Genomic DNA, 26980 nt, shown 5'->3' on the forward strand with positions numbered 1-26980 from the left:
TCTACAACCTCTGCAAATGCCCATAAAGCTTGGCGTACAACCCGCCATCGGCAATCAGTTGCTGGTGGTCGCCATCCTCGGCCACTTGCCCGCCGTCGAACACCAGCACCCGATCCGCCTGCTTCACCGCTGACAGGCGGTGGGCGATGATCAACGTGGTGCGGCCATGGAGAAAGCGCGCCATGGCCTGGTGCAGGTTGTATTCGGTGGCGGCGTCGAGGGCCGAGGTGGCTTCGTCGAGGATCACCACTTTCGGCTCGGCGAGGATCATCCGGGCGATGGCCAAACGTTGACGCTGACCGCCGGACAGCCGCACGCCGGAGCGGCCGACGATGCTGTCCAGGCCGTCCGGCAAGGCGCGGATGGTGGGTTCGAGCTGGGCGATTTCCAGTGCCTGCCAGCAGGCTTCATCGCTGCGGGTACGGCCCATGGTCAGATTGGCACGTACGGTGTCGTTGAACAGCGCCGGATGCTGCAGCACCACCGCGACATTTTCCCGAACCGTTTCCAGGCCGATTTCCTGCTGGGTCGACCCACCGAAACGGATCGTCCCGGCCAGTGGCGTATACAGGCCCAGCAGCAATTGCACGAGGGTACTTTTGCCGCCGCCACTGGCGCCGACAATCGCCACTTTCTCGCCCGGCGCGATGGACAGGTTCAACTGATCCAGCACCAGTTCGTCGCCGTAACCGAAGCTCAGACCCTGCACCTGAATCCCGACGGTATCGCGGCCCTTGAACGGGTCGACGCCGCCGGGGTATTGCGGCTCGTCGGCGCGGGCCAGCAGTTCGTTGATCCGCGACAGCGCACCGCCCGCCGCGTAATAGGCGTATTGCAGGTTCAGCAGTTGTTCGACCGGGCCGATCATGAACCACAGGTAGCTGAACACCGCGAGCATCTGGCCGATCGACAAGTCGGAGAACAGCACCGTGAGCATCGCCGCTGCGCGGAAAATGTCGATGCCGAACTGGAACAGCAGACCACTGGCGCGGTTCGAGGCGTCGGTCTTCCACTGCGAATTGACCGCATAGTTGCGCACTTCCTGCGCGCGCAAACCCAGCCGTCCGAGGAAGAAGCCCTGGCGGTTGCCGGCGCGCACCTCCTGGATCGCATCGAGGGTTTCGCTCAGCGCCTGGGTGAAGCGCGAGGTGCTGTCGTTCTCCAGTTTCTTCAGGTGCTTGACCCGTTTGCCCAACTGCACCGTGGCGTAGATCACCAGCGGGTTGAACAGCAGGATCAGCAGCGCCAGTTTCCAGTGCATCCACATCAGGATGCTGGCAGTGCCGACCAGGGTCAGCATCGCCACCAGAAAACGGCTGAGGGTTTCGCCGACAAACTTGTCGAGGGTATCGAGGTCGGTGACCAGGTGCGTGGTGACCGTGCCACTGCCCAGGCTTTCGTATTCGCCGAGGGAGATCCGTTTGAGTCGTTCAATCAAACGCACGCGAATGCGATATACGATGTCCTTGGCCAGCCGCGCAAACAACCGCGCCTGCAACACGCCAAAACACAGGGCGCTGCAGCGCAGGGTCAGCGTCACCACCAGCATCAGGCCGATGTAACCCGCCGCCTGCTGCCACATCGAGGGCAGCACATGGTTCATGACTTTCAGCGCGGCATCGCCGTGGCCGAGCAGGACTTCGTCCACCAGCAACGGCAACAGGAGCGGAATCGGCACGCTGCACAGCGTCGCCAGTACGGCCACGCCGTTGGCGATCCACAGGGATTTTTTGTGATGAAGTGCCAGTCGCCGGACTTCAGCCCAGCTCAGCCGGTCGACACGCTTGACGGCTGGCGTGTCATCGGCCGGGTCAGACACAGGCCGCGCGCTCCAGCCATCGACCGAGCAACGGCGACAGGTCACTGAGCGGCTGGTAGCCGTTGGTCAGCAACGCCAGTTGGCCGTTGCGCTCGGCGAGCAGGGTCGGGAATCCGGCGATGCCCAGATCCTGCACCCAACTGAAATCGGCCTGGGTCGCCTTGTGTTGATCGGCATGATCAAACAGGGCAGCAAATTCGATGCGCGGGACGCCGGCCTGCTCCGCCAGCTCCACCAGAACGCTGGCCTGAGTGACATCGCGACCTTCGGCGTAAAACGCGTGCTGGATCAACCCGACCAGTTTCCACGCGCAATCCGTTGCCAGACTGCGCGCGGTGACGATGGCCCGGCAGGCTGGCTCGGTGTCGTAGACAAAGCCTTCCGGCAACGCGCCTTCCAGCTTGAACGGCTGGCCGGTGGCCTCGGTGACCGCCTGCCAGTGTTCGAGAATGTAGCGCCGGGTGGTCGGCTCCAGCGCCGCACCGCTGCCGGTGCGCAACCCGCCGACCACCAGGTGCAGTTCCACCCCGGCTGCCTGCGCCTGCTCCACCAATGCCTTGGCTACCGGGGCAAATCCCCAGCACCACGAACACATCGGATCCATCACATAGAGCAGGCGTGCAGACATGATTAAGCCTCGGTGGATGCTTGCTTATAGTTGTAGCCGATCGGGTGCGGCATGTTGCGCGCTTTTGCCAGTTCGATCTGCTTCTGGCGGTCGATCGCACTGCGGCGGGTCTTCTCGCTCAGGGTGTCCCAGCAGTGCGGGCAGCTGATGCCGGCCACGTAATGCTCGGAAGCGCGATCTTCAACGCTGACCGGGGTGCGGCAGGCATGGCACTGATCGTAGTCGCCTTCGCTCAGGTCATGACGCACGGTCACGCGGTTGTCGAAGACGAAGCAGTCGCCCTGCCATTTGGTCTCTTCCTGCGGCACCTCTTCGAGGTACTTCAGGATGCCGCCCTTGAGGTGGTAAACCTCTTCGAAGCCTTCGCCGAGCATGTAGCTCGAGGCTTTTTCGCAGCGAATGCCACCGGTGCAGAACATCGCGACCTTCTTGTGCACGGCCGGATCGAAGTGTTCTTTGATGTAGTCGGGGAATTCGCGAAAACTGGTGGTTTTCGGATCAATGGCGCCTTCGAAGGTGCCGATCGAGACTTCGTAATCGTTGCGGGTGTCGATCAGCAGCACTTCCGGGTCGCTGATCAGCGCGTTCCAGTCCTGCGGTTCGACGTAGGTGCCGACCTTCTTGTTCGGGTCGACGCCTTCGACGCCCAGGGTCACGATCTCTTTCTTGAGCTTGACCTTGGTGCGATAGAACGGCTGCTCGTCGCAGTACGATTCCTTGTGATCGATATCGATCATGCGCGGATCGTTGCGCAGCCAGGCCAGCAGGCCGTCGATGCCTTCACGGCTGCCGGAAACCGTGCCGTTGATGCCTTCTTCGGCGATCAGCAGGGTGCCTTTGATGCCGTTGTCGACCATCGCTTGCAGCAGAGGCTCGCGCAGGTTGACGTAATCTTCGAGGGTGACGAACTTGTACAGTGCCGCCACGACAATCGGTTGTGTCATGGGTATTTCTCCAGGTGGCTACCCTCGTAAAGGGTGAACCGGATGCGAAAAAAAACGCGCCGGGTAAGCGGCGCGTTGCGGATTCTAGCAAAAAACCTCAGTTCATTGCTGCAAGACTCAATGCTTGCTGCCGCCGGCACAGGTCGGCGACGCCGGAGCGACGCCTGTCTCTGCCCATTCCTGCGGGGTGTAGGTGTGCAGCGCCAACGCATGGAACTCGCCCATCAGCTCGCCGAGCGTACCGTAGACTTTCTGGTGGCGCTTGACCCGGTTCAGGCCTTCGAACTGCGCACTGACCACCACTGCCTTGAAGTGGGTCTGCAACCCGCGACTGTGCATGTGACTTTCGTCCAGCACTTGCAGATGCTCAGGCTGAAGCAGCGCCAGCGTCGATTCGATGCGTTGTTGCATGGTCATCACGAACTCCGCTTACTTCTTCTTGGCCGGAGCCGCGCCTTTCGGTGCCAGCTCGTTGGTCATGTCGTCCAGCAGCTTGTTGACCACCGGTACGGCGCTTTCCAGCTTGGCCTGGGTCATCTGCGCCGATTGCTGAGTCAGCTGCGGCATTTTTTCCAGGACTTTCTTGCCCAGTGGCGACTGGTAGAACGCGACCAGGTCTTTGAGCTCGGATTCGCTGAAATTGGTGGTGTAGAGCTTGACCATGTCCGGTTTCAGCTTGTTCCAGCCAATGGCCTGGTCCAGAGCGGCGTTGGCCTTGGCCTGGTAGGTATCCAGTACGGCTTTCTTGGATTCCGGCGCCTTGGTCTGTTCAAAACGCTGGGCGAACATCTGCTGAACCTGCATGTACACCGGAGTGCCCAGCTTGTCAGCGTGTGCCAGGGTCAGGAAAGCTTCGGCACTGGCGTTGTGGCTGGCGGTATCGGCAAGCACCTGGCCGCTGGCGCAAACCAGGGCAACCGCGGTGCAGATGGCACGAAGACGAGTCATCGAGTTTCCTTTTCAGCTAGGCGAGGTAAAACCCCAAGGGCGACCATTCTGCGCCTGAATAACGCTGCGGCTCAACCCCCGGGCCTTGCCGCGCTTGATTGGCGGGGATTTGCCGGTCAACAATCGGCCGGAGGGAACCACCCGGGCCGACACCGGCCTAAACTGCGCAAACAGACCAACAGGAGTGTGCACGATGAGCCGTATCGAAACCGACAGCCTGGGCCAGATCGAGGTCCCGGACGACGCTTACTGGGGCGCTCAGACGCAACGCTCGCTGATCAACTTCGCGATCGGTCAGGAACGCATGCCCTTGCCGGTCCTGCACGCCCTGGCCCTGATCAAGAAAGCCGCGGCCCGGGTCAACGACCGCAACGGCGACCTGCCCGCCGACATCGCCCGCCTGATCGAACAGGCCGCCGACGAAGTGCTCGACGGCCAGCATGACGACCAGTTCCCGCTTGTGGTCTGGCAGACCGGCAGCGGCACCCAAAGCAACATGAACGCCAACGAAGTGATTGCCGGCCGCGCCAACGAACTGGCCGGCAACCCGCGCGGCGGCAAGACGCCAGTGCACCCCAACGATCACGTCAACCGCTCGCAGAGCTCCAACGACTGCTTCCCCACCGCCATGAGCATCGCTACCGCGCAAGCGGTGCAGGGCCAACTGCTGCCGGCCATCGCCGAGCTGTCGGGCGGCCTGGCCGAACTGTCGGCGCGGCACATGAAGCTGGTGAAAACCGGCCGCACCCACATGATGGACGCCACGCCGATCACCTTCGGTCAGGAGCTCTCCGGTTTCATAGCGCAGCTGGATTACGCCGAACGGGCGATTCGCGCGGCGTTGCCGGCAGTCTGCGAACTGGCCCAGGGCGGCACCGCGGTCGGCACCGGGCTCAACTCGCCCCACGGTTTCGGCGAAGCGATTGCCGCCGAGCTGGCGGCGTTGTCCGGCCTGCCATTCGTCACCGCGCCCAACAAGTTCGCCGCCCTCGCCGGCCATGAGCCGCTGACCACGCTGTCCGGTGCTCTGAAAACCCTCGCCGTGGCGCTGATGAAAATCGCCAATGATCTGCGCCTGCTGGGTTCCGGTCCGCGTGCCGGTTTTGCCGAAGTGCGCCTGCCGGCCAACGAGCCGGGCAGTTCGATCATGCCCGGCAAGGTCAACCCGACCCAGTGCGAGGCGCTGTCGATGCTCGCCTGCCAGGTGCTGGGCAATGACGTGGCGATCGGTTTTGCCGCCAGCCAGGGTCACCTGCAACTGAACGTGTTCAAACCGGTGATCATCCACAACCTGCTGCAATCGATCCGTCTGCTGGCCGATGGCTGCAGCAACTTCCAGCAGCACTGCATCGCCGGGCTTGAGCCGGACGCCGAAGTCATGGCGAAACATCTGGAACGCGGCCTGATGCTGGTAACGGCGCTGAACCCGCACATCGGCTACGACAAGTCGGCGGAAATCGCCAAAAAAGCCTACAGCGAAGGCAAGACCCTGCGCGAAGCGGCGCTGGAGCTGGGTTATCTGACCGATGAAGAGTTCGATGCCTGGGTGCGGCCGGAGAACATGATCGAGGCCGGGGCCAAGGGCTGAGATCTGCAGCGTCTGTAAGTCAGTCTTCGCGAGCAAGCCCGCTCCCACAGTTGACCGCACTCCCCTGTCAGGAGTGCGGTTAAAAGTAGGAGCGGGCTTGCTCGCGAAGAACGATGACTCGGTTAACCTGCTGCCATGCGCATCCGCCGGGCCTTGAGCCCGGCAATCAGCGAAGGCCCGAGCGCCACCAGCGCCGAACCCAGCACCACCAGCACTGCCCCGCCATACCCCAGCAGATTGATCTGCTCGGCATGCACATATTCAGGCCACACCCCGGCCGCCACGGCCACCGCACCGAACGTCACCAACGGCGTGATCGCCAGCGTCGCGCTGACCCGTGAAGCTTCCCAGTGCGCCAGTGCTTCGGCAAACGCGCCGTAGGCGATCAGGGTGTTCATGCAGCACGCCAGCAGCAGCCAGCCCTGCAGCGGGCTCAGCGACAGCGCCTCAAGCGGATGCACCCAAGGCGTCAGCAACAGGGCGCAGAACAGGTAGATCACCATCATCACCTGCAGCGAATTCCACACCGTCAGCAGTTGTTTCTGCCCCAGCGCATAGAAGGTCCAGACGGTCGACGCCAACAGCACCAGCAACACGCCGGCGGTGTAGTCAGACAAAGAGGTGAGCAATTCAGCCAGACGCTGATTGAAGAACAACGCAAAACCGATCAACAGCACCACCAGCCCAATGCCCTGACCGATACTGAAGCGCTCCTTGAACACGAACAGACTGGCGATCAGCAACATGATCGGCCCCATCTGCACCACCAGTTGCGCGGTGCCGGGGCTGAGCAGGTTCAGGCCCATCAGATACAGCACGTAATTGCCTACCAGCCCGAGCACCGCCATCAGCACCAGCCAGCCCCCCTTCGGCCCGAGCACCTTGCGGCTCGGCAAGCGTTTGGTCGCCGCCAGATAAATGAACAGACAGCCGCCGGACACCAGCAGGCGAAACCAGGTCACCGTGACCGGGTCCATCACCACCAGCACCTGCTTGAGCTTGATCGGCAGGATTCCCCACAGAAACGCCGTCAACAACGCCAGGAACATGCCGTACACCCAACGACCCGATGAAACGTGCATGAGAACCCCAAGCGCCAGAGACAGGAGCACTCATTCTAGGCGCACAGACCCTGCCCGACACAGGGACAGTTGCGCTCCAGCCGCAAATGAAACTGTGCAGGTCGCAGCAGAAAATTGACGATGGGCCGTTGATCGGCCGGCCGGGCAAGGTAAGTGGTTCAGGCATAAGCTTCTTGGATCCAGCCCGGGACATCAATCACCAAGGAGACCCCGTCATGTTAGGCATGCGCGCCCAGGACACCGCCCCCGCCACGCGCTTTCGCAGCGACCGCGTGTGCCGGGTCAACGGCGACCTGTATTTCAGCACCCGGGAAAATACCCTCGAAGGGCCGTTCGACAGCCCCGAGAAAGCCGAGCAGGAAATCCGCGCCTACATCGCGCGGATGCAGTTGCGGGATTCTGGCAGGTAGATCCGGTCGCCCCCTTCGCGAGCAAGCTGGCTCCCACATTCGATCACATTCCTTCAATAAGAATAGGGTCAACTGTGGGAGCGAGCTTGCTCGCGAAAGCTATCGAGAGAGCAAAACAAATTCCCGGACTTAACGCACAGCCTCAAACAACCCGGTCGCGCCCATCCCGCCGCCCACGCACATGGTCACGATTCCGTAACGCAGATTGCGCCGCTGCAACTCGCGCACCAGATGCCCGACCTGCCGTGAGCCGGTCATGCCGAACGGGTGACCGATGGAAATCGAGCCGCCATTGACGTTGTATTTCTCGTTGTCGATTTCCAGACGATCACGGGCGTACAGGCACTGCGAGGCGAACGCTTCGTTCAATTCCCACAGATCGATATCCGCCACCTGCAAGCCTTTGGCCTTGAGCAGTTTCGGCACCGAGAACACCGGACCGATGCCCATTTCGTCCGGCTCGCAACCGGCCACGGTGAACCCACGGAAAAACGCCTTCGGCTTGAGCCCCAGTTGCAGGGCTTTTTCAAGGCTCATCACCAGCGTCATCGAGGCGCCATCAGACAACTGCGACGAGTTGCCGGCAGTCACCGAACCGTCCTCGGCGAACACCGGTTTCAACCCGGCAAGGCTTTCATAGGTGGTGTCCGGGCGGTTGCAGTCGTCGTGATCGACGATGCCGTCGAGGACCTGCACTTCACCACTGTTTTTGTCTTCAACGCGGTACTTCACCGCCATCGGCACGATTTCATCGTTGAACAGGCCGGCGGCCTGCGCCTGTGCAGTGCGAATCTGGCTTTGCAGCGAGTAGCGATCCTGCGCCTCGCGGCTGACGCCATAACGGCGCGCCACCACTTCGGCGGTCTGGCCCATGGTGTAGTAGATGCCGGGGGTCTGCTGTTTGAGCAACGGGTTGATCAGGTGATCGGTGTTGACGCTTTTCAGGGTCAGGCTGATCGACTCGACGCCGCCGGCGACGATGATGTCGCTGCAACCCGACGCGATCTGGTTGGCGGCAATCGCAATCGCCTGCAAGCCTGAGGAACAAAAACGGTTGAGGGTCATGCCCGCCGTGCCGGTGCCCAATTGCGAGAGCACCGCGACGTTGCGACCGATGTTGTAGCCCTGGGCGCCTTCGTTGGAACCGGCGCCGACGATGCAATCCTCGACGCTGGCCGGGTCGATGTCGTTGCGCGAGAGCAACGCATTGACGCAATGGGCCGCCATGTCATCGGGACGGGTCTGGTTGAACTTGCCGCGAAAGGACTTGGCCAGGCCGGTCCGTACGCTGTCGACGATCACCACTTCACGCATGGCATACCTCATTGTTGCAGTCGGTTGAGAGTGGACCGAGCATAAGTCCACCCAATCGCCGACCGCGACAATCATTCACCTCGCGTATGCGGGCCCATCGGTTCAGTCCTTGTGCTTCTTGGCTCGCTTGTCGGACTTTTCGAACGCTTCTTCCAGCGCCCGGTTGATTGTGCGCAGCACCTTGACCCGGGCCCAGCGCTTGTCATTGGCCTCGACCAGGGTCCACGGCGCGATTTCGGTGCTGGTGCGGTCGACCATGTCGCCGACGGCGGCGCGATAGGCGTCCCACTTGTCGCGGTTGCGCCAGTCGTCTTCGGTGATCTTGAAGCGCTTGAACGGAATTTCTTCGCGCTCCTGGAAGCGCTCCATCTGCGTGTCCTTGTCGATCGCCAGCCAGAACTTGACCACGATCACCCCGGCATCGGCCAGTTGCTCCTCGAAGTCATTGATTTCGCCATAGGCACGCATCCAGTCGGCGGTGCTGCAAAAGCCTTCGACCCGCTCCACCAGCACCCGGCCGTACCACGAGCGGTCGAACACAGTGAATTTGCCCCGCGCCGGAATGTGCCGCCAGAAACGCCACAGATACGGCTGCGCTCGCTCTTCTTCGGTCGGTGCGGCAATCGGCACGATGCTGTATTGGCGCGGATCGAGCGCCGCCGCCACACGACGAATCGAACCGCCCTTGCCCGCCGCATCGTTACCTTCGAACACCGCCACCAGCGCGTGACGGCGCATGCGCTTGTCACGCATCAGGCCGGACAGCCGCGCCTGCTCGGTGATCAATTGCTCTTCGTAATCTTTCTTCTCCAGACGCTGGGTCAGGTTGAGGCTGTCGAGCAGGTTCAACTGATCCACCGACGAGCCCAGCGGCTGGGCACTGACATCGTGCGGATGCACATCGGGACGCTTCAGCGCGTTTTGCAGGCCTTCGAGCAGAATCTTGCCGACCGTCAGGCTGCGGTAGTGCGGGTCGACACCCTCGATGACATGCCACGGCGCGTAATCGCGACTGGTTCGACGCAACACGCGCTCGCCGTATTTGACGAACTTGTCGTAAGTTTGCGATTGCTGCCAGTCCAGCGGACTGATGCGCCAGCTGTGCAGCGGGTCATCGGCCAGGGCCTTGAGCCGCGCCTTCATCTGTTTCTTGGACAGGTGGAACCAGAACTTGAAGATCAGCGCGCCTTCATCGCAGAACATCTTTTCCATGCGCTCGGCGCCGGCAATCGCCTGATCCAGACGTGGATCCTTGAACAACCCGTGCACCCGCCCCTGCAGCATCTGGCTGTACCAGTTGCCAAAGAAAATCCCCATCCGCCCCTTGGCCGGCAGCATCCGCCAGTAACGCCAGGCCGGTGGCCGTGCCAGCTCTTCATCGGTCTGCTGGTCGAAGGTGCGCACTTCGATCAGGCGCGGGTCCATCCACTCGTTGAGCAACTTCACCGTCTCGCCCTTGCCGGCGCCTTCGATGCCGTTGATCAAAATGATCACCGGGAAACGCTTCTGCTGCTGCAACTCGAACTGGGCTTCAAGCAACGCTTCACGCAGGGCGGGCACGGCGGCTTCGTAGGTGTCTTTGTCGATGGCGTGACCGATTTCAGCGGATTCGAACATGGGGACGGCTCCTTCCAGGATTCAGCAAGACTAGCGGATTGGGCTCTGACGCGGCACAGAAATTCCCGCCGGCGGCGGATTGTCCTTGAGTGATCGTCGGCAAGGCTTGCCATGGATCAAGCGCCGCCTGCGTGATCGGCTAGAATGGCCGCCTTGTCGTTGCCGAGCCTGCCATGAAACCTGTAATGCCCCACGCCCAACTCGACTGGGATGACCAGGGACGCCCGCGTTCGCGAGTGTTCGACGATGTGTATTTTTCCGACCAGTCGGGGCTGGATGAAACCCGCTACGTGTTCCTCGAACAGAACCGTCTGGCCGAGCGTTTTGCCGCGCTGTCGGCGGGTGGGCGACTGGTGATCGGTGAAACCGGGTTCGGCACCGGGCTGAATTTTCTTTGCGCCTGGCAGTTGTTCGAACAGCATGCGGTGGCAGGTGCGCGGCTGCACTTTGTCAGCGTCGAAAAGTTTCCGTTGAGCCCTGCAGACCTGCAACGTGCGCTGGCGCTGTGGCCGGAACTGAAGCCGTTCTCGGATCAGTTGCTCAAGCATTACGTGGCAATCCATCAGGGCTTTCAGCGCATTGTTCTGGATAACGGTCGTGTGACCCTGACGCTGTTGATCGGCGATGCGCTGGAGCAGTTGCCGCAACTGGACGGCCAGATCGACGCGTGGTTTCTCGACGGTTTCGCCCCGGCGAAAAACCCGGAGATGTGGACTGCCGAACTGTTCGCGGAACTGGCGAGATTGGCGGCGCCCGGTTCGACCATCAGCACGTTCACCAGCACCGGTTGGGTACGGCGCCTGCTGAACGCCGCCGGCTTCAAGATGAAGCGCACGCCGGGCATCGGCCATAAGTGGGAGATCCTGCGCGGCCAATTTCTCGGCTGGCCCGAGGACGTTGCGCCCCCCGCCGCCGAAAAACCGTGGTTCGCCCGCCCGGCTCCGTTGAGCGGTGAGCGTCGCGCCCTGGTGATCGGTGCCGGTCTGGCCGGTTGCGCCACGGCAGCCAGCCTCGCGGCGCGGGGTTGGCAAGTCAGTCTGCTGGAACGGCATGACGCGGTAGCACAGGAAGCCTCGGGCAATCCCCAAGGCGTGCTGTACCTGAAACTGTCCGCCCATGGCACCGCTCTGTCGCAGTTGATCGTCAGCGGTTTCGGCTACACCCGACGTCTGCTGGAAACCCTGCAACGCGGCACCGATTGGGACAACAGCGGCGTGCTGCAACTGGCGTTCAATGAAAAGGAACGCGAGCGTCAGGCGCAACTGGCGGCCGCGTTTCCCGAAGACCTTCTGCAATGGCTCGATCAACCCGAAGCACAGGCCCGCGCCGGGATCGGTCTGGCCCACGGTGGTTTGTATTATCCCGAGGGCGGCTGGGTGCATCCGCCGGCGCTGTGTCAGGCGCAATCCGCACAACCGGGCGTCACGCTGCTCACCCATCATGAAGCCGTGGAGCTGCGCAAAATCGACGGTCAGTGGCAAGCCTTCGACGGTGAACGACTGATCGCAACAGCACCCGTCGTGGTGTTGGCCGGTGCTGCCGAAATCAAGCGTTTTGCCCAGAGTGCCGACCTGCCCCTCAAGCGCATTCGCGGGCAGATCACCCGACTGGCGCAGACCGCGCAAAGTCAGGCGTTGGCCACAGTCGTGTGCGCCGAAGGTTACGTCGCACCGGCACGGCTGGGCGAACACACCCTCGGTGCCAGTTTCGATTTCAACAGCGACGACCTCACCCCGACCACCGCCGAACACCTGGGCAATCTGGCGATGCTCGAAGAAATCTCCACGGATCTGGTCGCGCGCCTGCACATCGACGAACTCGACGCCGAACGCCTTGAGGGGCGCGCCGCCTTCCGTTGCACCAGCCCCGATTACCTGCCGATTGTCGGCCCGCTCGCCGATCGCGAAGCCTTCACCGAGGCCTATCGCGCCTTGAGCAAGGATGCCCGGCAAGTGCCGGACATTCCCTGCCCGTGGCTGGATGGCCTGTACGTCAACAGTGGCCATGGTTCACGCGGGTTGATCACCGCGCCACTGTCTGGCGAGTTACTGGCCGCGTGGCTGGACAACGAACCGCTGCCGCTGCCCAGAGCCGTGGCCGAGGCCTGTCACCCCAACCGCTTCGCCCTGCGCCAGTTGATTCGCGGCAAGTGAACCGGGCGCTCCGTCCAGACGCTGTCAGTCACCGGGCACGATGCAGGTGCCCCGCTCGATCTGCTCCGCGATACGCTGGGTCAAGCGTTGCAACAGGGCGTTCTCGGTCTGTTGCTTACGCGAGGTGCACAGACCCATTTCACTCAGGTAGTCGGCAGAAGTGAGTTCCTCAGCTTTTTCGAACAGTGCCTGAACTTCCTCATGGTGAGGGGCAATGGCGTCTTCGAACTGCTGCGCGAAACGGGTTTTCAGGTAGTCACTCCAGAACGGCTGGCGAACCAGAAACTTCACCCAGCTGGAGGACAGCTCAGCCGTCTGGATTCGGTGGAGCGCCGCTATCAATTCATCACCCGTCACATCAGCCAGTTCGCTGTAACGCATATGCGCCGCCTGCCCAGGCAGGTCGAACGCCCGTGCCAGCCCCGTGCGATACGCAAGGGTCACTTCCAGAGGGTCGGGGGATCCTTGATCCCGGGCGTGTTCCGCCGCTATCAAGTCGATTTGCTCAAGCCGGAACAAGCCTCGGGCAAGCTTCATCAGGACCGTCGGGGAGACCTGCCTCTCACCGGCAAAGCACAATACATTGCGCACATGCACGGCGACCTCCAGATGACTGAAGTTCAGCGCTGCGCTATCCGTGCAATTGATCGGGTTGGCCGCCAGATTGAAAATCTGCTCGCGCAGTTCGGCGTTGGCCTGCGTCGCCTCAAGCACCGCCCAGACCCGCCTGGACATATCCTCTCGCACGAATTCGGAGTCAGCGGTATTGCCCAGCTCCGCCAGCAAATGAAACAGGCCTTCGGCCATCGGATCGTCTTTGATCGCGTTCCATGTTTGCAGCCGCCTGGAACCCACCGTCCCTCCGGTTTCGGTCAGCCAGATCGAACGTGCCTGGTGTTCATCCAGGCGCGCGATATCGTTTTCCAGATACCCCATGCCGACCCCGATTTTCTTGCGGTAGTTCTCCAGATGAGTACTGCTGAGAGCGGAAATCGGGTTGTTGCGCAGATTGATCGTTTCACTGAAGCGCCGCGGTGTTTCAAACAGCCACTGTGGTAAATCGCGAATGTCATTGTCGCGCAAATCTACCCGATCCAGGTTTGGCAAACGGTGCAACCCCTTGGGTAGTTCAGTGGTTCGGGTATTGCGCACGCTCAGGTCAGACAGCTCGAACATCCCGCTGACATCCACCGTCGCCCCCAGAGGGTTTTCGCTCAGGTCCAGGCTTTGCAAATTGCGCATTCGCGACAATTTCACCAGGGCATGCTCGGTCATCTGAAGACGGTTGTGCATCAGGCCCAAACGCCTGAGATTCGGCATGAGCGAGACCGCCTCCGGCAACTGGGTGAGCCTGTTGCGACCCAGCTCAAGTGTCTCGAGGTTCTTGAAGGCTTTGAGGAAATACGCGACATCATTGTCCAGCTGCATGTTTTGCAGTGACAGATGCCTCACGTGATCGAAGCTCAGCCCGGGCGGCAGGATCGGCAGCTTTCCGAACCGCATGCCATCGAGCTTCAGGCCATAGGCCGGACGGTAATACTCGTCGGGCAGTAAAACCAGCCGGCGAAAACTGTCTTCGATCTCGTACGCCACGAGATGCCGGCATTCGCGCACTTCACTCGATATCCCGCCCTGAGCCTTGATGGCCGCGGTATCGTCCATCCAGGTATCGAGCACCTCTCGCAGGCGCGCCAGGTCATCCTGCAATTGCCTGACCCGAAGTGCACGTGTCAGATGGTCTGCGCCCAACTGATCAAGAAACTCCCGGGCCTGGATATCGGAAAACAAGGGGTAGAGTTTTTTCACCTTGCGCAACAGACGTTGTGGATGATTTGCGGCTTCGCCGGGTGGATCGGCGAGCACGCATGCAGGCTCGGGAGCCGGCGGTTCAAACTGCTCGCCGCTTAACAACCGGTTGCATCCTTCCCGCTCATCCAGTGCGGTGTCGAGTAACTTGCTTCGCAGACGCCAGCCATCCTCAGGTTTGACGCCTTCCAGGCCGATGGACTTCAGCTGACGAGGTGAAAGCCCCTTCAGGATCGACTGATAGAGACTGTCCGGCCCCAGCGCTTTTCCGAGAGACCTGGCCTGGCTGTCGAACACCTCGAAGCCGTTGTCGAGCCTGACCAGTGTGAGCGAGTTCCCGGCAGTGAGCGGTTTCTTGCCGAGGGTCTCAAGCAGGTCTCCCTTGAGTGACTGAGCCCGCAATTCCAGGTAAAGCTGCGGATCCCAACCCTCGAGTTGCGGCAACAAGCCAATGGCCAGTTTTTCGGTGTCGGCGTTGGCGACTTCAGCCAGGTAGAACCCGGTCAGCGCCCGATCCAGGCGAACATTGCTCACGGCCTCGCTCAAGCGCTGCGCCAGGCCCATTGGCACTCGTCCGGTGGTGCGCAGAAGCGTGCGCTCGACACTCGAAGCCTGACGGATCAGTTCCTGTGCGTAACGCGTCGGTACGTCGGGATAAGCCGCTCTGGTCTTGAGCACCTCACTGTCTAGGGTCTGGTCATAGCGCCGGTACAGATGATCGAACGTCGAACGACGATCAGCCTTGACCGCCGCGCCGATGACTTTCGCCAGTTTCACCCCCCGATCGGTCAGCGCAACGTCAGCGCCGACCAGAGCCTCGACCTCTTTGGGGTACAGACCGTCGATGACGGTCTGCAGCAACTCGCCCTTCTCCAACTGATCGTTGCTGACAATGACGCTCAGGGTGTCATCTTCAATCGAGCCGGGAGGAAAGGTCTCGGTGATCTCCCCTTTTTCATCAACGACCTCGATGTAGCGATCCTGCGGCCAACCGGAAAGCCTTGGCAGCGCCTGCAACTGTTCCTGGGCATGCCGTGCATCGGTCGCTTCGCCACGCTCCATGGCGGCAACGAAGTCACGCACCCGGCGCTCGAGAGCGAACCGCTCGATCATGTCTCGTAAACGAGGCGTTATTGGCAGACTGTCATCGCTCAAGCGATGCAGTTCGTCGAAGCGCGTGTCGGTCAGCCGCCGGATCATCTCCAGGCGACTGTCGTCGAAACGCGCCAACTGCGGATCGATGCGTTTGAGGGTATAGGCGCCGGCCCATTGCTCGCTCGGCTCCGAGGCATGACGCCAGCCGCCGTGTCGGCTGGGCTTGAGCGTCGGCGCATACGCCTGTGGACGGACAGGGTGCTGAATCCGCCAGGTCTTAGAAGAAGGATCCAGCGCCACGGCATAGGTGCGGTCGTCAATGCGGGCGAAAGTCTTGCCGTCGGCCTGATACAAGCCTGTCGCGTCCGGTTCGAGGCCTTCCTCGACAGGCAGAGGCTGTTCATAGGCGCTCAGTTGCGGCTTCCACAATCGGGACTGACCACTGCGGTCGAGAATGGCGGTAAAGGGCTGAAAGAAATCCGGGTGTTTTTGAACGGTCTTGATCGCCAGGGACTTCAAGACCTTGACGCCGGCACCCACGGCGGCCATCAGGGCAAGGTTTTCCGCGACACTGAGCAGGTGTGAAAAAGCTTCCTGGCGGTCCCCGCGATTCCAGTCCTCGATTCCTTCGTACACTTCCGCGAGCATTTGCCCGATCGCGACACCCATCATCAGTTGCCCCAGTACCGGAACGACGAACCCCGCCACGTTGGCGATCGTCATACCGACTTCCAGATACTGGATCAAACGTTTCTTGCGCTCCTCCTCATCGACATCGGCAGTCGGCACGGCAAGCGCACGGGCGTCGAGTTGCAGTTTGCCGACATGACTTTTGAGCATGAAATCGAACAGCGGGCCGGGCATTTCCAATTGTTTGACGTGCCCCAGGCTATCGTTCTCGGCAAACGTCTTGAAAAACTCGACCTTGTCGACTTCGCCGATGCAGTGGGTGAAGTAGCTTTTGTAACTGCCGACTCCCAGTTTGAACTCCAGATATGCGATGAACGCCGTGAAACTCGCGTACTCGTAGAGGGGCTGGTCAGGTTCCCCGGGCATGTACACCAGACACCATTGATCCGGATCCAGCTCGACCGATTTTTCGGAGAAGACCACAACACCCCAGAGGCAACTGTCGAGCGCTTCAATGCCCTGCATGATCAGCGGTCGCCCCTTGAACTGAAGGCTTTTGGCATCAGCTATGCCACCGGCGTCGATCAGGCGCTGAACCGTCTGAAAACCGTCCCGGGAGACGTGTTCCTTCATCAGCGCCAGGTGCAGATCCAGTTGCAGCATCTGCTTTTTCATCACCGAGATATTGCGAACCATCGTACCGGTGGCGACCCGACTGCCATTGACTTCCCTGACTCCGAACACCTGCTGGAAATGCTCCTGATACAGCCGCCCCAGATCCAGCTCCCGGCAGAGCGCGGCGAACGCCGGCGGGGTCAGACCGGGGACGCCGTCAGGTGCGCTGGCAATGCGCACGAAGCTGCCTTCGGGGAAGTAATCGGCTTGCGCCTCGTCTTGCGTGAAGTTCTGCATCGCTGCTTCCAGCAGCGTCGGGGTAGCGGACGGCGTGACCTTCGCTCCGCCGCCTGGTGGCGTTACCGGCTCGCAACCGCAATAGCTTCCCGGTAACTCGAGGTGGTCTTTCTCGACATCGAACACAGCTGACCAGCGTTTGGTCAGGGCGTATTTCAATTGCGCGATGCAAAAGCTTTTCAGCGACTGCAGCCGGCTCAAGTCTGTCTCGACCTGGGCCTGGATGGTGTGCAGGTCACAGGCGGTCTTGTCCAGTGCCGCCAATGTGTCGGCACTGGCATTGAGCAGCACGGAGGGGAAGTTTTTCTGCAAGGCCGTGGCGGTGTCCAGATCGCCGGTGGCTTCCAGCAAAAAGCTCAGTTTCTGTTTTTCCGTAAGGGCGATCGGTGCGATCGACGCGGGTGTAGTGGACATGGGCAATATTCCTTTATTGCTGTTGAGTCCCTTCCACCCTATCGATCCCGCCGCCGAATAAAAAACACGAATAACTGCCCGTTCGGGCCGGGAAACAACCAGCAATCCGTATGTTTCGAATACTTATCTACTACCTCCCCCTTCACCCAAGCTGTTAATGGGCCACCGGTCAGGCCAACACGCTTATAACTGATCGTTCTAAAACTCCCACATCCGCACCGGGTCAGTTTCTGGGTACCGGCCATTTCGGCGCGGTGCAGCGACACCCTCCCCAACGGAAAAACCGGTAAGGACTTTATGTGCGGATTAGCTGGCGAGTTACGTTTTGATCAACAACCTGCAGACCTTGCAGCCATCGAGCGAATCACCCATCACCTGGCGCCTCGCGGCCCTGACGCGTGGGGCTTTCATGCTCAGGGGCCGATTGCCCTGGGCCATCGACGCCTGAAAATCATGGACCTGTCGGACGGCTCGGCGCAGCCGATGATCGACAGCCAACTGGGCCTGTCCCTGGCCTTCAACGGCGCGATCTACAACTTCCCGGAACTGCGCGCCGAACTCGAAGCGCTCGGTTACGCGTTCTACTCCGGCGGCGACACCGAAGTGCTGCTCAAGGGTTATCACGCCTGGGGCGAAGCGCTGCTGCCGAAACTCAACGGCATGTTTGCCTTCGCCATCTGGGAGCGCGATGCCCAGCGTCTGTTCATCGCCCGCGACCGTCTCGGTGTGAAGCCGCTGTACCTGTCGCGCACCGGCCAGCGTTTGCGCTTTGCCTCGGCCCTGCCCGCGTTGCTCAAGGGCGGTGACATCAACCCGATCCTCGATCCGGTGGCGCTCAACCATTACCTGAATTTCCACGCCGTGGTGCCTGCGCCGCGCACCTTGCTGGCGGGCATCGAAAAGCTGCCGCCCGCGAGCTGGATGCGCATTGAAGCGGACGGCACCACCGAGCAGAAAACCTGGTGGACCCTGCCCTACGGCCCACACGACGACGAGAAAAACCTGACTCTCGAAGACTGGCGAGACCGCGTGCTCGACAGCACCCGCGAAGCCGTGGCGATCCGCCAAAGGGCGGCGGTGGATGTCGGCGTGCTGCTTTCCGGCGGCGTCGATTCGAGCATGCTCGTCGGCCTGTTGCGAGAAGTTGGCGTGGAGAACCTGTCGACCTTTTCCATCGGTTTCCAGGATGCCGGTGGCGAGCGCGGTGACGAATTTCAGTATTCCGATCTGATCGCCAAGCACTACGGCACCCAGCACCATCAACTGCGCATCGACGAAAAAGAGATCATCGAACAATTGCCCGCCGCGTTCCGCGCCATGAGCGAGCCGATGGTCAGCCACGACTGCATCGCCTTCTATCTGCTGTCCCGCGAAGTGGCCAAGCATTGCAAGGTGGTGCAGAGCGGCCAGGGCGCCGACGAGTTGTTCGCCGGTTATCACTGGTATCCGCAAGTCGACGGCGCGGCCGATCCGTATGCGGCCTATCGCGAGGCGTTTTTCGACCGCAGCTACGACGACTACGCCGCCACGGTGCAGCCGAAATGGCTGACAGCGAATGACGCTGCCGGTGACTTCGTGAAGGAACATTTCGCACAGCCCGGCGCCGATGCGGCGGTCGACAAGGCCCTGCGCCTGGACAGCACAGTGATGCTGGTGGACGACCCGGTCAAACGCGTCGACAACATGACCATGGCCTGGGGCCTGGAAGCGCGTACGCCGTTTCTTGACTATCGACTGGTGGAATTGTCGGCCCGTGTTCCGGGCAAATTCAAACTGCCGGACGGCGGCAAGCAGGTGTTGAAAGAAGCCGCGCGACTGGTCATCCCAAGCGAAGTGATCGACCGCAAGAAAGGGTACTTCCCGGTGCCGGGTCTCAAACATTTGCAGGGCGATACCCTGAACTGGGTGCGCGAACTGCTGCTCGATCCAAGTCAGGATCGCGGCCTGTTCAACCCCGCCATGCTCGACAAATTGCTGACCGATCCACAAGGCCAGTTGACCCCGTTGCGCGGCTCCAAGCTGTGGCAACTGGCGGCCCTGAATCTGTGGCTCAGCGAACAAGGAATCTGATCGATGAAACCTCACGCCACGGCTTACAGCCAACGGCTACTGCGCGGTCAGACACCGTCCTACGAACGCTTGCAGGCGCGTCTGGCCGAGGACGGCAGCGAGCCGGCCGCCGAGCCGATTGCGGTGCATTGCGGCTGGGGCCGGTTGCTGATCGGCCACACTTTTCCCGATCCGGCCAGCCTTGCGCGGGAACTGCTCAACGAACAGCCGGGCGAGCGCGACATTGCCTTGTACGTCGCCGCGCCGCAGCAGATTCTCGGCCTGGAACCGACCCAACTGTTTCTTGACCCGTCCGACACTCTGCGCTTGTGGTTCAGTGATTATCGTCAGGCCACCCGGGTGTTTCGCGGCTTCCGCATCCGTCGTGCACAAAGTGACGCGGATTGGCAGGCGATCAATCAGCTGTATCAGGCGCGCGGCATGCTGCCGATCGATGCCACCCTGCTCACCCCGCACCATCAGGGCGGCCCGGTGTACTGGCTGGCGGAAGACGACGACAGTGGCGCGGTGATCGGCAGCGTCATGGGCCTCAATCACCAGAAGGCCTACAACGACCCGGAAAACGGCAGCAGCCTGTGGTGCCTGGCGGTCGATCCGCAGTGTTCGCGCCCCGGTGTCGGCGAAGTGCTGGTGCGCCACCTCATCGAGCACTTCATGAGTCGCGGTCTGAGCTACCTCGATCTGTCGGTGTTGCACGATAACCGCCTGGCGAAAAACCTCTACGCCAAACTCGGCTTCCGCAACCTGCCGACGTTCGCCATCAAGCGCAAGAACGGCATCAATCAGCCGCTGTTCCTCGGTCCGGGGCCGGAGGCGCAGTTCAATCCTTACGCGCGAATCATCGTCGAGGAAGCCCATCGGCGTGGCATCGACGTGCAAGTGGATGACGCCGACGCCGGGCTGTTCACCCTCAGTCACGGCGGGCGGCGGGTGCGTTGCCGCGAATCCCTCAGTGATCTGACCAGCGCCATCAGCATGAACCTGTGCCAGGACAAGAGCCTGACTCATAACGTGCTGAAAGCTGCCGGGTTGAATGTGCCGTCACAACAGTTGGCGGGGAATGCGGACGACAATCTGGCGTTTCTCGACGAGTACCAGCGCGTGGTGGTCAAACCGCTGGATGGCGAACAGGGCCAAGGCGTGGCGGTGGATCTGCAAACCATCGAGGACGTGCAGCAGGCCATCGAAGCGGCCAGGCAGTTCGACACGCGGGTGCTGCTCGAAAGCTTCCACGAAGGCTTCGACCTGCGGATTCTGGTGATCGGTTTCGAGGTAGTTGCAGCGGCGATTCGCCGCCCGGCGGAAGTGGTTGGCGACGGCCATCATTCCATCGGCGCGCTGATCGAAGCCCAGAGCCGGCGACGGCAAGCAGCCACCAGCGGCGAAAGCAAAATCCCGCTGGACCACGAAACCCAGCGAACCCTGCACGCGGCCGGTTACGACTACAGCAGCATCCTGCCGGCCGGGGAGCATCTGTTCGTGCGGCGCACCGCGAACCTGCACACCGGCGGCACGCTGGAAGACGTCACGGCGATTCTGCACCCGACCCTGGCCGACGCTGCAGTGCGGGCGGCCCGAGCGCTGGAGATCCCGATGGTCGGCCTCGACCTGATGGTGCCGGCGGCGGATCAACCGGCGTACGTGTTCATCGAAGCCAACGAGCGGGCGGGTCTCGCCAACCACGAGCCGCAACCGACGGCGGAGCGGTTTGTCGATCTGTTGTTTCCGCACAGTCAGCCGGCTGTCTCTTGATCACCTGGTGTCTGTATTGACGCCTTCGCGAGCAAGCTCGCTCCCACAGGGTATCGCTGCTTATGTGGGAGCGAGCTTGCTCGCGAAGAGGCCGAACCAGACACCACAAATTTCCCTCATCGAAACCGTCGATGCGCCCAACTCATCAGGAGTTTCCATGACAACGAACATTCCCGAACCGGATCTGAACTACCTGCAGAAAGTCCTGCTGGAAATGCTCGCCATTCCCAGCCCTACCGGATTCACCGACACCATCGTGCGTTACGTCGCCGAGCGTCTGGAGGAACTTGGCATTCCCTTTGAGATGACACGTCGCGGCACGATACGCGCCACTCTCAAGGGCAAGAAAAACAGCCCCGACCGTGCGGTATCGGCGCATCTGGACACCATCGGCGCCGCCGTGCGCGCGGTGAAAGACAACGGGCGACTGACCCTGGCGCCGGTAGGCTGCTGGTCGAGCCGGTTCGCCGAGGGTAGCCGCGTCAGCCTGTTCACCGACAACGGTGTGATTCGCGGCAGCGTGTTGCCATTGATGGCTTCCGGGCATGCCTTCAATACAGCCGTGGACGAGATGCCGATCAGTTGGGATCACGTCGAGCTGCGTCTGGACGCCTACTGCGCGACCCGCGCCGATTGTGATTCGCTGGGCATCAGCGTGGGTGATGTGGTGGCGTTCGATCCGCTGCCGGAATTCACCGAAAGTGGCCACATAAGCGCCCGCCATCTGGACGACAAGGCCGGCGTCGCCGCTCTGCTGGCAGCGCTGAAAGCCATCGTCGACAGCGGTCAGGAGTTGATGATCGATTGCCATCCGCTGTTCACCATCACCGAGGAAACCGGCAGCGGTGCAGCGGCAGCATTGCCGTGGGACGTCAGCGAATTCGTCGGCATCGACATCGCCCCGGTCGCGCCGGGCCAGCACTCCAGCGAACACGCGGTGAGCGTGGCGATGCAGGATTCCGGCGGGCCTTACGACTATCACCTGTCGCGGCACCTGTTGCGTCTTGCCGGTGAACACGAACTGCCGGTGCGCCGCGACCTGTTCCGCTATTACTTCAGCGACGCCCACTCGGCGGTCACCGCCGGTCACGACATCCGCACTGCCCTGCTCGCCTTCGGTTGCGACGCGACCCACGGTTACGAACGCACACACATCGACAGCCTCGCGGCGCTCAGTCGTTTGCTCGGGGCGTACATTCTGAGTCCGCCGGTGTTCGCCAGCGATGCACAACCGGCCACCGGATCACTGGACCGCTTCAGTCACCAGATCGAACACGAGACGCAGATGGAGAGCGACACCCGTGTGCCGTCGGTGGACAGCCTGGTGGGGCAACGCTCGGACAGTTGAGTCTGGCCCTCGGCGATCATTCGCCGTAGCATCCCGACATTGATTTTGCCGAGGTGCCCATGCTGATTCCCTACGACGCGCTCGAAGTCGACACCCTCACCCGCCTGATCGAGGATTTCGTCACCCGCGACGGTACCGACAACGGTGACGACACGCCGCTGGAAACCCGCGTACTGCGGGTTCGCCAGGCGCTGACCAAAGGCCAGGCGCTCATCGTTTTCGATCCGGAAAGCGAGCAATGCCAGTTGATGCTCAAGCACGACGTGCCCAAGCACCTGTTCGACTGAAAACGGTCAGCGGCCCTTGCCGCTGGCCTGTTTGCGCTGAATCCGTTCGTAGACCTCGGCGCGATGCACGCCGACCTGCTCCGGCGCTTCGACGCCGAACCGCACGCTGGAGCCGTTGACCGCCAGAACGCGCAGAGTGATGTTGTCGCCGATGGAAATCAGTTCACCGACAACACGGCTGAGTACAAGCATGGGGGGGGTGTCCTTCAAGGTTTGCGAGCCTTGAAGATGCGCGGGTTTCGACCGCCCTACAATGCACGCCGGGCAATTCAGTCATTCCCTACGCATCAGGTCGCGCAAGCCTTCAGACGTTTCCTTCAGGGCTGCAAGATTCAGCTCGCGGAAAACCGTGGCCCGAACAGGATCACACTGGCCCCGATCACACACAGCGCCACACCGATCCAGTCCGAACCCAACGGGCGGACGCGCTCGACCACCGCCAGCCAGCCAATCGAAGCAATGATGTAGATGCCACCGTAAGCGGCATAGGCGCGACCAGCGTAGGTCGCTTCGACACGCGTCAACAACAGCGCAAAGAGAGTCAAGCTGATCAGCGCGGGAATCACCCACAGGGCGCTCTTGCCCTGGCGCAGCCACATCCAGAACGCGAAACAGCCGGCGATTTCGAACAGCGCGGCGAGGAAGAACCACAGGTAATTAAGCATGCAAGACATCTCGTCAGGGTGACTGTTGCGGCCACCCTAACGATGCGGCGAACCCCGGGCAAGTTCAGCCGTTGTTCTGTTTGGCCTTGGCGCGCATCTTTTCGGCCATCGCGGTCATTTCGTTGTACAGCAACTGCGGGTTCTTCTGTTTGAGCGTCCAGGCCATGCGCCCTTGTTCGTGGGGCAGGATCATGAACTCGCCGGCCGCGACTTGCTGGTAGATGTAGTCGGCAATATCGCTGGCGGTGATGGGAGAACTTTCCAGCAACTTGCCGACCTGGGCTTTCATCGCCGGCGTCGGGCCACGGAAAGAATCCAGCAGATTGGTCTGGAAGAATGACGGGCAGACCACATGAACCCCGACTTCCTGTTGGGCCAGTTCGATCAACAGGCTTTCCGACAACGCCACCACTCCAGCCTTGGCCACGTTGTAATTGCTCATCGCCGGGCCCTGCATCAGTGCGGCCATCGAGGCGATGTTGATGATCTTGCCCTTGCTCTGTTCCAGCAGCGGCAAGAACGCCTTGCAGCCCTTGACCACGCCCATCAGGTTGATCGCGATCTGCCAGTCCCAGTCTTCCAGCGACAACTCACTGAAGAAACCGCCCGAGGCCACACCGGCGTTGTTGACGATGATGTCGATGCCGCCAAGTTTCACTTCGCAGGCCTGGGCGAACGCGGTGAGCTGGCTGTAATCGCGCACGTCGCAGCGCTGGATGAAGCCGTCGCCGCCGGCCTCGCGAACCAGTTTCAGGGTCTCTTGCAAACCGGGTTCGCTGACGTCGGACAAGGCCAGTTGCCAGCCTTCACGCGCCCAGCGCAGCGCGATTTCGCGACCCAGGCCTGAGCCCGCGCCAGTGATCATCATGCGATTTTGCATAGCAGACAGCCTTGTTGTTCCGGGGAAGATGCGCGGAGTGTAGCGAAGGATCATCAGCGACCCACGCTCCATCAGATTGCTGAATGGCGAGGGCAAACCGCGACAACAAACGAAATAAGCACGCGAGCCAAATACCTTAAAAAAACATTGAATTTTCTTTCATGCGCACCAGTCGGAATTTGTAAGCCGTCTGGATTTAGTTCAACTTCCAGCCGCCCTTGAACACCAAGACTTCACAGACACTATCAACAAGGAAATAGACATGGGCACAATTCTAATCATTATCCTGATCCTGTTGCTGATCGGTGGTCTGCCGGTCTTCCCGCACTCCAGAAGTTGGGGTTATGGCCCTTCGGGCATTATCGGTGTGGTGCTGGTAGTACTGTTGGTGCTGTTGTTACTCGGTCGGATATGACTGTTTGACCGACAAAAAAAAGAGGCCCTTCAAGGGCCTCTTTTTTATTGCGCCGAATGATCAGTCCGGCTTGCCGTTAATCACACCGGCGGTGTTGTCGATCAGGCTCTTGGTAGCCGTTTGCAGGAACGCTTCGAGCTTGAGTTTCAGTTCGGCAGTGCGCGGTGCATCCGGTACCACTTCGGCGTGCGGGTTGGCGCCCAGTTCGTACTGATAGATCTTCGGTGCCATTTCCTTCTCTTTCGGCAGCACCAGGATCTGGTCGGCGGTGACGATGGCGGTGGTCTGCTCGCTGCCCGACGGCTTGATCACACCGAAACCGGTGTCACCCTGCGGCAGGTTCAGCAGATCGCGGCCCCAGCACTGATGGCGCACTTCGCCGCCGAGGCGACCCATGATGGTCGGCACGATGTCGATCTGCGTACCCACGGTGTGGTCACGAGTACCGAATTTTTCCTGGATGCCCGGTGCGATCATCAGCATCGGCACGTTGAAACGGCCCAGGTCCATTTCGGTGATCTGACGCTCGTTGCCGAAGCCGTGGTCACCGACGATGACGAACAGGGTTTCCTTGAAGTACGGCTCCTTGCGGGCCTTCTCGAAGAACTGACCCAGCGCCCAGTCCGAATAACGCATGGCGGTCAGGTGCTCGTTGAGCGGGCCACGGTCAGTCACGCGCTCGACTGGCAACGGCGTCGGCAAGGCATACGGCGTGTGGTTGGACAGGGTCTGCAGCAGCGCGTAGAACGGCTTGCCGTTTTCGCGCGCCTTGAGCTCCACCAGACCACGGTCGAACATGTCCTGGTCGGACACGCCCCAGGTCGGATCGGAGAACACCGGGTTCACGAAGTCGTTACGGCCGACGAAGTTGGTCATGCCCTGGTTGCTGAAGAAACCGGACTGGTTGTCCCAGGCAAAGTCGCCGTTGTAGACGTACACGTCGTCATAGTCGCGAGCGCTGAGCAACTGCGGCAGGCCGGACAGTTTGTGGCTGCCTTCCGGAGTCTGCATCAGGTATTCGAAACCCGGCAGGTTCGGGAAGCAGGCCATGGTGGCGAACATGCCCTGGTGGGTATGGGTGCCGTTGGAGAAGAAACGGTCGAACAGCAGGCCTTCCTTCGACAGCTTGTCGAGGTACGGCGTGATGTTGCCCGGCGCGCCCAGTGCGCCCACCGAGTGACCGGCCATGCTTTCCATCAGGATCACGACGACGTTCTTGATCGGCAGGGTCTTGTCGGCAGGCGGCGTGTATTCACGACGCACGGCGGCGATATCGGCATCCACCAGTTTGTCGTCCGACGTCATCAGCATTTCGCGAACCACTTTCTGCGCCTGATCCTGCGGCAGCGTGGCTTTCCAGATGTTGTCGCGATCCTCGCCCATCCGGTCCTTGGCCGCCGCGATCAGCGACAGCGTGCCGTTGAGGCCGAGCTGGTTGGCGAAGTTCGAATCGGTGGTGTACACGTCACCCCAGCGCAGCGGCGGGCCTTGACGCAGGGTGCCGCGAGCGGCGACCACACAAATCAGCAGGCACACCACGAACACCGCCAGACGCGCATACCATGGCGCCACTTGACGGGTGCCGACGTTGCCACCGCTGAACGGGCCACGCGGACGGGTCAGACGGTCGGCGCCCTTGAACGCCAGGGTCAGGATCAGCGTGCCCACGGCCCAGGCCAGCAGGTAGCGCACCACCGGGAAACCGTACCAGAGCATGCTCATCACGGTTTTCGGGTCTTCCTTCACGTACTGGAACACCAGGCCGTTGAGGCGCTGGTGGAACTCGCGATAGAAGTCCATCTCCATCAGGCCGAGGAACAGCGCGATGCTCGAAGCGACAGTCAGCCACAGACGGAAGAACCCGCGCGCCGCCATGGCCCGGGCACTGAACAGCGCCAGCACCAGCGGAATGCAGACATACACCACCAGGCGAATATCGAAGCGCAGGCCGTTGGCGAAGGCTTCGAGGAAGGTCGAGGCCGGGGTGTCGAGGATCATCTCGCGGTTGTAGACCAGCAGCGCGAGGCGCAGCACGGAAAACATCACCATCATGACCAGCGCGCACAGGAGCGTGTAGGCCAGATGCGATTTGACGGTCGGTTGCAGCAGGCGACTGGAAGATCGCTGCTGACTCAGGGCGTCCGGGTTTGCCATGTCGTTTTAGGACCCATTGGAAGTTGAAGTTGCAAAAATTCAGCTGCGC

At 61.4% G+C, this 26980-nt stretch carries 21 protein-coding genes; 8 read left to right on the top strand and 13 right to left on the bottom strand.

Features of this window, described 5'->3' with window-relative positions; all coding sequences use genetic code 11:
* Nucleotide 1: 1 nt before the first annotated feature.
* The 5 genes from LOY31_RS21035 to LOY31_RS21055 form a co-directional block, all read right to left on the bottom strand.
* On the bottom strand, nt 2–1819 hold the full coding sequence (locus LOY31_RS21035; RefSeq protein WP_039770577.1) for an ABC transporter ATP-binding protein: 1818 nt from the start codon (nt 1817–1819) through the stop codon (nt 2–4).
* A complete protein-coding gene (locus tag LOY31_RS21040) occupies nt 1812–2447 on the bottom strand; it encodes a DsbA family protein (protein WP_258712167.1) in 636 nt (211 codons plus the stop codon). Before LOY31_RS21040 ends, LOY31_RS21035 begins: the two co-directional genes overlap by 8 nt.
* Before the next feature lie 2 nt (nt 2448–2449).
* Complete coding sequence (locus tag LOY31_RS21045; protein WP_096821010.1) at nt 2450–3391, bottom strand: rhodanese-related sulfurtransferase; 942 nt, start codon at nt 3389–3391, stop codon at nt 2450–2452.
* 117 nt (nt 3392–3508) lie between these two features.
* Nucleotides 3509–3808, bottom strand: a complete 300-nt coding sequence (locus LOY31_RS21050; RefSeq protein WP_007950896.1) for a BolA family transcriptional regulator — start codon at nt 3806–3808, stop codon at nt 3509–3511.
* A gap of 12 nt (nt 3809–3820) precedes the next feature.
* Nucleotides 3821–4339 (bottom strand): DUF2059 domain-containing protein, encoded by a 519-nt coding sequence (locus LOY31_RS21055; protein WP_085607251.1) that lies wholly within the window; start codon nt 4337–4339, stop codon nt 3821–3823.
* Between the two features lie 193 nt (nt 4340–4532).
* On the opposite strand from LOY31_RS21055, the gene LOY31_RS21060 reads away from it, so the two are divergent.
* Nucleotides 4533–5927, top strand: a complete 1395-nt coding sequence (locus LOY31_RS21060; RefSeq protein WP_085607253.1) for a class II fumarate hydratase — start codon at nt 4533–4535, stop codon at nt 5925–5927.
* Between the two features lie 122 nt (nt 5928–6049).
* On the opposite strand, the gene LOY31_RS21065 is transcribed toward LOY31_RS21060, so the two are convergent.
* The gene (locus LOY31_RS21065) at nt 6050–7009 is read right to left on the bottom strand and encodes a DMT family transporter (RefSeq protein ID WP_258712168.1); all 960 of its coding nucleotides are present in this window, start codon (nt 7007–7009) and stop codon (nt 6050–6052) included.
* Nucleotides 7010–7224: 215 nt separating this feature from the next.
* Between LOY31_RS21065 and LOY31_RS21070 the strand changes: the two genes are divergently transcribed.
* The gene (locus LOY31_RS21070; RefSeq protein ID WP_221533143.1) at nt 7225–7419 is read left to right on the top strand and encodes a DUF6316 family protein; all 195 of its coding nucleotides are present in this window, start codon (nt 7225–7227) and stop codon (nt 7417–7419) included.
* Nucleotides 7420–7548: 129 nt separating this feature from the next.
* On the opposite strand, the gene LOY31_RS21075 is transcribed toward LOY31_RS21070, so the two are convergent.
* Both LOY31_RS21075 and pap read right to left on the bottom strand, forming a co-directional pair.
* The gene (locus LOY31_RS21075) at nt 7549–8733 is read right to left on the bottom strand and encodes a thiolase family protein (RefSeq protein WP_258712169.1); all 1185 of its coding nucleotides are present in this window, start codon (nt 8731–8733) and stop codon (nt 7549–7551) included.
* 102 nt (nt 8734–8835) lie between these two features.
* The gene (gene pap, locus LOY31_RS21080; RefSeq protein WP_221533145.1) at nt 8836–10350 is read right to left on the bottom strand and encodes a polyphosphate:AMP phosphotransferase; all 1515 of its coding nucleotides are present in this window, start codon (nt 10348–10350) and stop codon (nt 8836–8838) included.
* Between the two features lie 173 nt (nt 10351–10523).
* Here pap and mnmC point away from each other — a divergent pair, with 173 nt between their 5' ends.
* Nucleotides 10524–12503, top strand: coding sequence for a bifunctional tRNA (5-methylaminomethyl-2-thiouridine)(34)-methyltransferase MnmD/FAD-dependent 5-carboxymethylaminomethyl-2-thiouridine(34) oxidoreductase MnmC (mnmC, locus tag LOY31_RS21085; RefSeq protein ID WP_258712170.1), 1980 nt, complete (start codon nt 10524–10526; stop codon nt 12501–12503).
* A gap of 24 nt (nt 12504–12527) precedes the next feature.
* On the opposite strand, the gene LOY31_RS21090 is transcribed toward mnmC, so the two are convergent.
* Nucleotides 12528–17360 carry an NEL-type E3 ubiquitin ligase domain-containing protein gene (locus LOY31_RS21090; protein ID WP_258712171.1) on the bottom strand — a complete coding sequence of 1611 codons (4833 nt, stop codon included), beginning with the start codon at nt 17358–17360 and terminating at the stop codon, nt 12528–12530.
* Nucleotides 17361–17657: 297 nt separating this feature from the next.
* Here LOY31_RS21090 and LOY31_RS21095 point away from each other — a divergent pair, with 297 nt between their 5' ends.
* The 4 genes from LOY31_RS21095 (at nt 17658) to LOY31_RS21110 (ending at nt 22817) form a co-directional block, all read left to right on the top strand.
* Complete coding sequence (locus tag LOY31_RS21095) at nt 17658–19430, top strand: N-acetylglutaminylglutamine amidotransferase (protein WP_085607268.1); 1773 nt, start codon at nt 17658–17660, stop codon at nt 19428–19430.
* A 3-nt stretch (nt 19431–19433) separates the two neighbouring features.
* Entirely contained in the window at nt 19434–21182 is a 1749-nt protein-coding gene (gene ngg / locus LOY31_RS21100; RefSeq protein ID WP_127799266.1) for an N-acetylglutaminylglutamine synthetase, read from the top strand.
* A 157-nt stretch (nt 21183–21339) separates the two neighbouring features.
* Nucleotides 21340–22530, top strand: coding sequence for an osmoprotectant NAGGN system M42 family peptidase (locus tag LOY31_RS21105; protein WP_085683500.1), 1191 nt, complete (start codon nt 21340–21342; stop codon nt 22528–22530).
* Nucleotides 22531–22589: 59 nt separating this feature from the next.
* On the top strand, nt 22590–22817 hold the full coding sequence (locus tag LOY31_RS21110; RefSeq protein WP_003192759.1) for a YheU family protein: 228 nt from the start codon (nt 22590–22592) through the stop codon (nt 22815–22817).
* Nucleotides 22818–22823: 6 nt separating this feature from the next.
* Here LOY31_RS21110 and csrA read toward each other — a convergent pair whose 3' ends face one another.
* The 3 genes from csrA to LOY31_RS21125 all read right to left on the bottom strand — a co-directional run bounded on the left by csrA (nt 22824) and on the right by LOY31_RS21125 (nt 24362).
* Complete coding sequence (gene csrA, locus LOY31_RS21115) at nt 22824–23009, bottom strand: carbon storage regulator CsrA (RefSeq protein ID WP_007950875.1); 186 nt, start codon at nt 23007–23009, stop codon at nt 22824–22826.
* A 140-nt stretch (nt 23010–23149) separates the two neighbouring features.
* Complete coding sequence (locus tag LOY31_RS21120; RefSeq protein ID WP_258712172.1) at nt 23150–23482, bottom strand: YnfA family protein; 333 nt, start codon at nt 23480–23482, stop codon at nt 23150–23152.
* Nucleotides 23483–23546: 64 nt separating this feature from the next.
* Complete coding sequence (locus LOY31_RS21125) at nt 23547–24362, bottom strand: SDR family oxidoreductase (protein ID WP_258712173.1); 816 nt, start codon at nt 24360–24362, stop codon at nt 23547–23549.
* 256 nt (nt 24363–24618) lie between these two features.
* Between LOY31_RS21125 and LOY31_RS21130 the strand changes: the two genes are divergently transcribed.
* A complete protein-coding gene (locus LOY31_RS21130; RefSeq protein WP_169432680.1) occupies nt 24619–24777 on the top strand; it encodes a DUF3309 family protein in 159 nt (52 codons plus the stop codon).
* 60 nt (nt 24778–24837) lie between these two features.
* Here the strand turns inward: LOY31_RS21130 and LOY31_RS21135 are convergent, their stop codons facing one another.
* Complete coding sequence (locus LOY31_RS21135; protein WP_127799270.1) at nt 24838–26931, bottom strand: LTA synthase family protein; 2094 nt, start codon at nt 26929–26931, stop codon at nt 24838–24840.
* Nucleotides 26932–26980 lie beyond the last annotated feature (49 nt).

The sequence above is a fragment of the Pseudomonas sp. B21-021 genome (assembly GCF_024749205.1).
Lineage (GTDB): Bacteria > Pseudomonadota > Gammaproteobacteria > Pseudomonadales > Pseudomonadaceae > Aquipseudomonas > Aquipseudomonas paraglycinae.

Excerpts from the sequence above, each read along its gene's own strand:
- LOY31_RS21050 (WP_007950896.1), bottom strand. The coding sequence starts at position 3,808 with ATGACCATGCAACAACGCATCGAATCGACGCTGGCGCTGCTTCAGCCT.
- LOY31_RS21055 (WP_085607251.1), bottom strand. The coding sequence starts at position 4,339 with ATGACTCGTCTTCGTGCCATCTGCACCGCGGTTGCCCTGGTTTGCGCC.
- LOY31_RS21070 (WP_221533143.1), top strand. The coding sequence starts at position 7,225 with ATGTTAGGCATGCGCGCCCAGGACACCGCCCCCGCCACGCGCTTTCGC.
- LOY31_RS21105 (WP_085683500.1), top strand. The coding sequence starts at position 21,340 with ATGACAACGAACATTCCCGAACCGGATCTGAACTACCTGCAGAAAGTC.
- LOY31_RS21120 (WP_258712172.1), bottom strand. The coding sequence starts at position 23,482 with ATGCTTAATTACCTGTGGTTCTTCCTCGCCGCGCTGTTCGAAATCGCC.
- LOY31_RS21110 (WP_003192759.1), top strand. The coding sequence starts at position 22,590 with ATGCTGATTCCCTACGACGCGCTCGAAGTCGACACCCTCACCCGCCTG.
- LOY31_RS21045 (WP_096821010.1), bottom strand. The coding sequence starts at position 3,391 with ATGACACAACCGATTGTCGTGGCGGCACTGTACAAGTTCGTCACCCTC.
- mnmC (WP_258712170.1), top strand. The coding sequence starts at position 10,524 with ATGAAACCTGTAATGCCCCACGCCCAACTCGACTGGGATGACCAGGGA.
- ngg (WP_127799266.1), top strand. The coding sequence starts at position 19,434 with ATGAAACCTCACGCCACGGCTTACAGCCAACGGCTACTGCGCGGTCAG.
- LOY31_RS21135 (WP_127799270.1), bottom strand. The coding sequence starts at position 26,931 with ATGGCAAACCCGGACGCCCTGAGTCAGCAGCGATCTTCCAGTCGCCTG.
- LOY31_RS21075 (WP_258712169.1), bottom strand. The coding sequence starts at position 8,733 with ATGCGTGAAGTGGTGATCGTCGACAGCGTACGGACCGGCCTGGCCAAG.
- LOY31_RS21090 (WP_258712171.1), bottom strand. The coding sequence starts at position 17,360 with ATGTCCACTACACCCGCGTCGATCGCACCGATCGCCCTTACGGAAAAA.
- LOY31_RS21095 (WP_085607268.1), top strand. The coding sequence starts at position 17,658 with ATGTGCGGATTAGCTGGCGAGTTACGTTTTGATCAACAACCTGCAGAC.
- pap (WP_221533145.1), bottom strand. The coding sequence starts at position 10,350 with ATGTTCGAATCCGCTGAAATCGGTCACGCCATCGACAAAGACACCTAC.
- LOY31_RS21040 (WP_258712167.1), bottom strand. The coding sequence starts at position 2,447 with ATGTCTGCACGCCTGCTCTATGTGATGGATCCGATGTGTTCGTGGTGC.
- LOY31_RS21060 (WP_085607253.1), top strand. The coding sequence starts at position 4,533 with ATGAGCCGTATCGAAACCGACAGCCTGGGCCAGATCGAGGTCCCGGAC.
- csrA (WP_007950875.1), bottom strand. The coding sequence starts at position 23,009 with ATGCTTGTACTCAGCCGTGTTGTCGGTGAACTGATTTCCATCGGCGAC.
- LOY31_RS21065 (WP_258712168.1), bottom strand. The coding sequence starts at position 7,009 with ATGCACGTTTCATCGGGTCGTTGGGTGTACGGCATGTTCCTGGCGTTG.
- LOY31_RS21125 (WP_258712173.1), bottom strand. The coding sequence starts at position 24,362 with ATGCAAAATCGCATGATGATCACTGGCGCGGGCTCAGGCCTGGGTCGC.